A 7789-nucleotide genomic window follows, 5' to 3' on the forward strand; every position below is an offset into this window, starting at 1 on the left:
CCGCCGTCACCAGCCGGCTGCCGGCGACCACATCCATCGGCGCCAGCAGGATGGGATGCCTGATCTTCAGCAGCCTCGTCAGCGACGTCGTCATGGGCATGACCCCTCCCCGATCTGGACAGTGAGACTAGGGCCGACTAGCATTCTCGAAAAATGAATTGTTGCGAACGCTGCCATCACAAAAGCGAAACGAGGCCATGGAACTCAGCGATATCCAGACCTTTGCCGCCGTCGCCCGCACCGGCGGCATCACCCGGGCCGCCGAAGAGCTGAACACGGTGCAATCGAACGTCACCCAGCGCGTGAAGGCGCTGGAGGCGGAGATGGGCACGCCGCTGTTCGAGCGCCACAGCCGTGGCATGACGCTGACCGGCGCCGGCAAGAGACTGTTGCCCTACGCGCAGCGAATGGCCGCGTTATCGCGCGAGGCGGTGCTCGCCGCGCGCGACGATGGTGAGCCGAAGGGACCGCTCGCCATCGGCTCGATGGAGACGACGGCCGCGGTGCGACTGCCGCCGCTGCTCGCCGATTTCCACCGCCGCTTCGCGGCGGTGCGCCTCTCCCTGCGCACCGCGACAACGGCCGACCTCGTCGCCGGCGTGCTCGAAGGCTCGCTCGACGGCGCCTTCGTCGCGGGCCCCATCGCGCATGCCGACCTCACCGCGACCAGTGCCTTCCGCGAAGAACTGGTGCTGGTCAGCGCGCGGCGCTGGAGCTCGCTCGCCGAGTTGCGCGCCGGCACGCCGGAGTCGGGTCCGACCGCGCTGGTGTTTCGCACCGGCTGCACCTATCGCCAGCGGCTCGAACAGGTGTTCGTCGAGTTCGGCTGGCCATCGGCTGCGCGCTTCGAGCTCGGCACGCTCGACGGCATGATCGGCTGCGTCGCCGCCGACATGGGCGTGACACTGCTGCCGCGCGCTGTCGTCGAGCGCAGCGCGATGACCGGCAGCGTCTCGATCCACACGCTGGGCCCCTCGCACGCGCGCGTGGAGACGCTGTTCATCCAGCGCAGCGCCGGCCATCAATACAGCGCGCTCGCCGCTTTTGCCGCCTGCCTGAAACGTGAGGATGACGTCATCGCGGCCTGAGATACCACCGCCGCAGCGCCACGACGGCCCAGATCGCCTCGACTACGCCGAACGGCCAGGCGCCTTGCAGGAAGCCGTAGGCCGAGCCGAACGCGCAGGACATCGCGAACAGCAGCACGAACCAATGGCTACGGTCTTCCATCGCATAGCAGACCAGCATTGCGGTGACGGCAAACAGGCCGAATAGTGTCAGCGCATCCATGTTCCGGGTTCACTCCGCGGCGCGACGCGTGATATGCGCTAACGCCATGCCGGCTCTTATCCTGCCCCTCGTCGATGCTGCAACCCACTGGCCCGAACGCGGTGGGCTGATCGGCCTTGATCTCGGCACCAAGACCATCGGCGTTGCCGTGTCCAATCCGGACCGGCGACTGGCAACCGGTGTCGAGACGATCCAGCGCAAGCAATTCAAGCAGGACGCGGCGCGGCTGCTCGCGATTGCGGCCGAGCGCAAGGTCGTCGGCTTCGTCCTCGGCCTGCCCATCAACATGGACGGCAGCGAGGGCCCGCGCGCGCAATCGACCCGCGCTTTCGCCCGCAACCTTGCCGGACTGACCACGCTCCCGATCGGCCTCTGGGACGAGCGTCTGTCCACCGCCGCCGTCGAGCGCGAGCTGATCGGCATGGATGTCAGCCGCGCCAAGCGCGCCGAGGTGATCGACGAGCACGCCGCGATCTTCATCCTGCAAGGCGCGCTCGACCGCCTCGCCAATCTCCGCCCAAGCCCGGGGACGGGTTGATCCATGGCCGTGGTGATCGCGGCGCTGCTGCCGGTCTTCGTCCTCATCATGCTCGGCGTCGTGCTCCGCCACAGCCTGATGCGGCTCGACACGCAATGGCACGGGCTGGAGCGGCTGACCTATTTCGCGCTGTTTCCGATGCTGCTGATCCAGACGCTGGTGAAGGCGGACCTCACAAAAGTGCCGGTCGCCGGCGTCGGCGGCGCGCTGCTGCTGTCGGCGCTCGCGATGTCGCTGCTGTGCCTTGCGCTGCGCCCGGCCCTGGCGCGGCTCGACATCGACGGCCCCGCCTTCACCTCGATCTTCCAGGGCGCGACGCGCTGGCAGACCTATGTCGCGCTCTCGGTATCGGCCAACATGTTCGGCGATGTCGGGCTGGCGCTGGCCTCCGTCGCGATGGTCGCGATCATCCCGCTGGTCAACGTGTTCAGCGTCGCCGTGCTCGCGCATTATGCATCGCCTGAGAAACAGTCTGCGCGCGCCATCGTCATGACGGTGATCCGCAATCCCCTGATCTGGGCCTGCGTCATCGGCCTCGTCATCAACGTCATCCATCTGCCGCTGCCAAGGATCTGGCACGAGGTCGCCGATGCGCTGAGCCGTTCCTCGCTCGCGATCGGCCTGCTCGTCACCGGAGCCGGCCTCCAGCTGAAAGGCCTGCTCCGCCCGAGCATGGGCGCAACGCTCGGCGTAGGGTTCAAGCTGGTGCTGATGCCCGTGCTCGCGCTGGTTCTCGCTGTGTGGTTCGGGCTCTCCGGCGAGAGCCTTGCCATCGTCGCAATCTGCGCGGCGGTGCCGACCTCGCCGAGCGCCTATGTGCTGGCCCGCCAGATGGGGGGCGATGCGCCGCTGCTGGCGCAGATCATCACGCTGCAAACGATTTTGGCGGCGATCACGATGCCGATCGCGATCGCGCTGGTGGCCACCGGGCCCTAAACGTAAGGCCCGACCGAAAGGTAGATAAACGTGTTCATCGCAGAGTGAGCGATGACTGCCAGCCAGGTTGAATTGCCGCTCGCGCGAAGGTGGCCGAAGGCGAGCCCCGCCAGGAAGACGTTGAAGCGCCCGAACAGGTCGTATTGCACGTGGCCGAGCGCCCACAACGCGGAGGCCAGCACGATCGCGCCATTTGGCCCCAGGAACGATTGCGACCAGCCGCGATACATGAAGCCGCGGACGACGAACTCCTCGACGATTGGCGCGACAATGCAGCTACCGATCAGCATCGCGAGCATCCCTGCTGAGCCGCGAACGATGAGATCCGGACCGGGCTTGTATCCGCGTGAGCCGGCAATGGACAGCAGCACCATCTCGACCGTCAGAACGATGGCCATCAGGAACAATGCACGGACGATCTCGCCACCGCTCGGCCAGTTCAAGGCCAGATATTCCGAGAACCCTCTGCGAGCCATGCGGATCGCGATCCACAGCACGAGGATGACGGCCGGTGCTCCCAGAATGGTGCCGGTGCCCTGCCATCGGCCCTGCAACCACACCTCCTGAAGCTCCGTCGCAGACAGTGCCTCGCCCCCACCGAAATGAAAGACCAGGAACTTGAGCGCGCCGCCGCCGGTGAGCATGAATGCTAGGGTGGCAAGCAAGGCGACGAGCAGCGTCTCGGCGAAATCCCAGGTGCGAGGCTGCGGCGCCGCGCCTGTTGCCGATCGGCCGGCATTTTCGAGGTCCGACATGCAAGCTTTCCCCGACAACGTCGGAGCGAAGGTGGGCGTAGGGACTACCCGAACATACTAGGGGATCGTCAGGCGGGCAATTGCCGCGGCACAACGCGATTGGAAGATCGAGACCGCAGGCGCCTCAGCTCCCCAGCCACATCGTCAGCACCACCGCGGTCATGTTGTTCAGCGCGTGCAGCACGATCGTGAGCCAGAGCGAGCCCGCGCGGTAGCGCATGTAGCCGAACCACAGGCCGATGGAGAAGACCTCGGCGAGGAAGTACAGATCGTATTGGAGATGCACCGCCGTCCATACCAGCGACGACAGGATGATCGCGCCGGGCACGCGCAGGAAGCTCGCCGACCAGCCCCGGAACATGAAGCCGCGCGCCAACACCTCTTCCGACATCGGTGCGGCCACGCTGAATGCGAACAGCAGCATGAGCGCGGCGCCCTTGTCGCGGCCGGATTTCAACAGATCGGTCATGAAGCCCGGCGTCGCCTCGCGGCCGAGGCTCCGCGACATCGTCTCCCATGCGACCACGATCAGGATGAGCCCGACCGCGCCGAGCAGGAGTTGCTTCCAGGACGGCCAATATAGCGCGAGGTAGTCGACGAACCAGGCCCCCTTGATGCGAATGGCAAGCCACACCGCGGCAAGCGTTGCCGGCAGACCCATGGTCACCGACAGCGCGAGCGCCGCGGGCTCGCGGCCGACACGCTGGATCGACATCAGGTCGAGGGGGTCGCCACGGTCCCAGACCAGATAGAGGATCGCGCCGACCTGGCCGAGGAACATCGCGACAAAGATGAGCAGGCCCCACACCGCCGTGCCCCAGAACATCCAGACCCGCGGCGGCGCAGGAGTCACGGTGAGCGGCGGGGGGTCTAGGACCTCGGGGGTCGCGAAGCTGGGCTCAGTCATAGCGCTTTCTTGCAGCCGGAATCAGTTCCGCCGCGGCAGGATCGGGAAATCATAGGCCGCCCCGCCTGCCCCCGGCAGGGAAAAATGCCACCACTCCTTCGCATAGTTCACAAAGCCTTGCTTGGCCATCGCAGCCACCAGCCGCCTGCGCCAGGCGCGCTGGTCCGGCGTGAGCGAGGGTGCAGAGGTATGCCCCTTCGTATCCGTACAGTCGTAACCAGTGCCCATATCGACGCTGCCTTCCGGCAGCCGTGCCTCGACCGGCGCCGTGCAGTCGGCATAGGTTTTCGATGGATCGAACTTGGCGGAATTGTCGGCCTTCAGATCGACCAGCGTGAGATCGAGCGCCGCCCCCGTCGAATGCTGCGAGCGGCTCGCGATGTAGCCGAGACGGAACAGCTCGGTCTTCGGGATCTTCGGATTGTAACGCCGCTCGGCGGCGGTCTCGTGGCCGTTTTGCGACCATCTCACCATGTCGAGCGAGGCCCGCGCCGGCCGGTAGCAGTCGAACATCTTGAGCGAGAGGTTTTGCGCGGCCAGCTCCTGCTGGACCGCCTTCAGCCGCAGCCCCACCTCCCGCTTCACCACGCATTCGCCGGCGCCGTAGCCGGCGAGCGGACGGCCAACGAAATTGTTGGAAGTGGCGTAGCGGATGTCCTGGATGATGCTGGGATCGATGTCGCGCAAATAGACGAAGCTGCCCGGCAGCGATTGGGCGTGGGCGGATGTGGCAATCGCTCCTGCAGCAATCGCAGTCAAAAATGATCTCATGACGTATCTCCGCCACGTCATGGCCGGGCATAGCCGTCCGAAGGACGGCGTCGCTTCCGCTTGCCTATGCCCGGCCATCCCACATCCTTTTTGCATTAAATGCGATAGAAGAACGTGGATGCCCGGGACAAGCCGGGCATGACGGACAGGATGAGCCCGCACCGACAGATCAGGGGATAACTCCCCACCCCGGCATTGTCCCTTGCCCCCCCAGCCATCCGCGCCTATAGCTCTCGCTTTAATGACATCGAAATCGACCTTCGTCCTCGGCCACCGGCATTTGCTGGGCATCGAGGGCCTTTCCGCGGCCGACATCACCGGCCTGCTCGACCTGTCCGAAGAATATGTCGAGCTCAACCGCCAGGTTGACAAGAAGCGCACCGTCCTGCGTGGACGGACGCAGGTGAACCTCTTCTTCGAGGCCTCCACCCGGACCCAGTCCTCGTTCGAGCTCGCGGGGAAACGCCTCGGTGCCGACGTCATGAACATGTCGGTCGCCTCCTCGTCCATGAAAAAGGGCGAGACGCTGGTCGACACCGCGATGACGCTCAACGCGATGCACCCGGATATTCTGGTGATGCGCCATCACGCCTCGGGCGCGGTGGAACTGCTGGCCCGCAAGGTTGACGGTTCCGTGATCAATGCCGGCGACGGCGCCCACGAGCATCCCACGCAAGCGCTGCTCGACGCACTCACCATCCGCCGCAACAAGGGCCGGATCGAGGGGCTGGTGGTCGCGATCTGCGGCGACGTGCTGCATTCGCGCGTCGCCCGCTCCAACATCATCCTGCTCAATACGATGGGCGCCCGCGTCCGCGTGGTCGGCCCTACCACATTGCTGCCGCCCGGCATCGAGCGGATGGGCGTCGAGGTCGCGCGCGACATGCGCGAGGGCCTCAACGGCGCCGATATCGTGATGATGCTGCGGCTCCAGCGCGAGCGCATGAACGGCTCGTTCGTGCCGTCCACCTCCGAATATTTCAACTATTTCGGGCTGGACCAGAAAAAGCTCGCTTACGCCAAGCCGGACGCCCTGGTCATGCATCCCGGCCCGATGAACCGTGGCGTCGAGATCGACACCGCGGTTGCCGACGGCGCGCAGTCGCTGATCCGCGAACAGGTCGAGATGGGCGTGGCGGTACGCATGGCCGTGCTCGAAGCGCTCGCCCGCAATCTGCCGAACGCGTGATGCTCATGCTGACTGACCGCCGTCCCATCCTGCTCGCCAACGCCCGCGTCGTCGATCCCTCCAGGGATTTCGACGGCCCCGGCGACGTCCTGATTGCCGACGGCATCATTCGCGAGACCCGCCGCGGCATCGGCGCGGCCGGCGTCCCCGAGGGCACCGACGTCGTCAACTGCGCCGGCAAGATCGTGGCCCCCGGCCTGATCGACATGCGTGCCTTCGTCGGCGAGCCCGGCTACAGCCATCGCGAGACGTTCGCGAGCGCCAGCCAGGCGGCCGCGACCGGCGGTATCACCACCATCATCTGCCAGCCCGACACCCTGCCCGTCGTCGACAATTCGGCGACGGTCGACTTCGTGATGCGCCGCGCCCGCGACACCGCGATCGTCAACATCCAGCCGATGGCGGCGCTGACCAAGGGCATGCATGGCGAGGAAATGACCGAGTTCGGCCTGCTCAAGGCCGCCGGCGCCATCGCCTTCAGCGACAGCGACAAGAGCGTGACCAATGCGCAGGTGATGCGCCGCGCCCTGACCTACGCGCGCGATTTCGACGCGCTCATCGTGCACTACACCGAGGATCCCGATCTCGTCGGCGAAGGCGTGATGAACGAAGGCGAGTTCGCCTCGCGGCTCGGTTTGGTGGGCATCCCGAACGCGGCGGAAGCCGTGATGCTGGAGCGCGACATGCGCCTGGTCGCGCTCACAGGCGGGCGCTATCACGCGGCCTCGCTGACCTGCATCGACTCGCTCGACGTGCTCAAGCGCGCCCGTGACGCCGGCCTCGCCGTAACCGCCTCGGCCTCGATCAATCATCTTGCGCTGAACGAGAACGATATCGGCCCCTACCGGTCCTTCCTGAAACTGTCGCCGCCGCTCCGCACCGAGGACGACCGCCGCGCGCTGGTCGCCGCCGTCGCCTCCGGCCTCGTCGACGTCATCATGTCCGATCACAATCCGCAGGACGTCGAGGTCAAGCGCCTGCCGTTCGCGGAAGCAGCATCCGGCGCCATCGGGCTCGAGACCATGCTGCCGGCCGGCCTGCGGCTGGTGCATAATGAGGAACTGGACCTGAAGACGCTGATCCGGGCCATGTCGACGCGCCCGGCCGAGATCTTGGGTCTGCCGGGCGGAACCCTGCGCGCAGGCAGCCCCGCCGACGTCATCGTGATCGATCCTGACGTCCCCTGGGTGGTCGATCCCGCCGACCTCAAATCGCCCTGCAAGAACACCCCGTTCGACGAGGCCCGCTTTACAGGCCGCGTGGTGCGCACCATTGTCGGCGGACGGACGGTCTACGAACATGTCTGACGGGCGAATTCATGCGTGGCGTCGCGGTTCAGCATGGAGTTGCACCCATGGGGCTTGAAGCTTTCTTGCCGATGGCCTTCGCCATCGGCTACCCCC

The 7789-nt window shown here is 66.1% G+C and carries 9 protein-coding genes and 1 pseudogene; 5 read left to right on the forward strand and 5 right to left on the reverse strand.

Annotated features, from left to right (window positions below):
* Positions 1-100, reverse strand: a pseudogene (locus tag PMI42_RS40405) (NAD(P)H-dependent flavin oxidoreductase); the annotation flags it as partial.
* 97 nt (positions 101-197) lie between these two features.
* On the opposite strand from PMI42_RS40405, the gene PMI42_RS11410 reads away from it, so the two are divergent.
* Positions 198-1088, forward strand: a complete 891-nt coding sequence (locus PMI42_RS11410) for a LysR family transcriptional regulator (RefSeq protein ID WP_008133846.1) — start codon at positions 198-200, stop codon at positions 1086-1088.
* Here PMI42_RS11410 and PMI42_RS11415 read toward each other — a convergent pair.
* Complete coding sequence (locus PMI42_RS11415) at positions 1075-1290, reverse strand: hypothetical protein (protein ID WP_008133849.1); 216 nt, start codon at positions 1288-1290, stop codon at positions 1075-1077. The two genes, PMI42_RS11410 and PMI42_RS11415, sit on opposite strands and share 14 nt — an antisense overlap.
* 46 nt (positions 1291-1336) lie before the next feature.
* Here PMI42_RS11415 and ruvX point away from each other — a divergent pair, with 46 nt between their 5' ends.
* Together ruvX and PMI42_RS11425 are read left to right on the forward strand one after the other, a co-directional pair.
* Positions 1337-1828 (forward strand): Holliday junction resolvase RuvX, encoded by a 492-nt coding sequence (ruvX, locus tag PMI42_RS11420; RefSeq protein ID WP_008133854.1) that lies wholly within the window; start codon positions 1337-1339, stop codon positions 1826-1828.
* 3 nt (positions 1829-1831) lie between these two features.
* Positions 1832-2764: an AEC family transporter gene (locus PMI42_RS11425; protein ID WP_008133856.1), complete on the forward strand. Its 933-nt coding sequence runs from the start codon at positions 1832-1834 to the stop codon at positions 2762-2764.
* Here PMI42_RS11425 and PMI42_RS11430 read toward each other — a convergent pair.
* From PMI42_RS11430 to PMI42_RS11440, 3 genes are all read right to left on the reverse strand, one after another.
* Positions 2761-3519 (reverse strand): CPBP family intramembrane glutamic endopeptidase, encoded by a 759-nt coding sequence (locus tag PMI42_RS11430; RefSeq protein WP_008133857.1) that lies wholly within the window; start codon positions 3517-3519, stop codon positions 2761-2763. The genes PMI42_RS11425 and PMI42_RS11430 overlap by 4 nt on opposite strands.
* Before the next feature lie 124 nt (positions 3520-3643).
* Positions 3644-4426: a CPBP family intramembrane glutamic endopeptidase gene (locus PMI42_RS11435; RefSeq protein ID WP_008133859.1), complete on the reverse strand. Its 783-nt coding sequence runs from the start codon at positions 4424-4426 to the stop codon at positions 3644-3646.
* A 21-nt stretch (positions 4427-4447) separates the two neighbouring features.
* A complete protein-coding gene (locus tag PMI42_RS11440; protein ID WP_008133861.1) occupies positions 4448-5197 on the reverse strand; it encodes a M15 family metallopeptidase in 750 nt (249 codons plus the stop codon).
* 241 nt (positions 5198-5438) lie between these two features.
* Between PMI42_RS11440 and PMI42_RS11445 the strand changes: the two genes are divergently transcribed.
* Together PMI42_RS11445 and PMI42_RS11450 are read left to right on the forward strand one after the other, a co-directional pair.
* Entirely contained in the window at positions 5439-6386 is a 948-nt protein-coding gene (locus PMI42_RS11445) for an aspartate carbamoyltransferase catalytic subunit (RefSeq protein WP_008133862.1), read from the forward strand.
* 5 nt (positions 6387-6391) lie between these two features.
* Positions 6392-7693: a dihydroorotase gene (locus PMI42_RS11450; RefSeq protein WP_035965285.1), complete on the forward strand. Its 1302-nt coding sequence runs from the start codon at positions 6392-6394 to the stop codon at positions 7691-7693.
* The last annotated feature ends 96 nt before the right edge of the window (positions 7694-7789 follow it).

Source organism: Bradyrhizobium sp. YR681 (assembly GCF_000282615.1).
GTDB lineage: Bacteria > Pseudomonadota > Alphaproteobacteria > Rhizobiales > Xanthobacteraceae > Bradyrhizobium.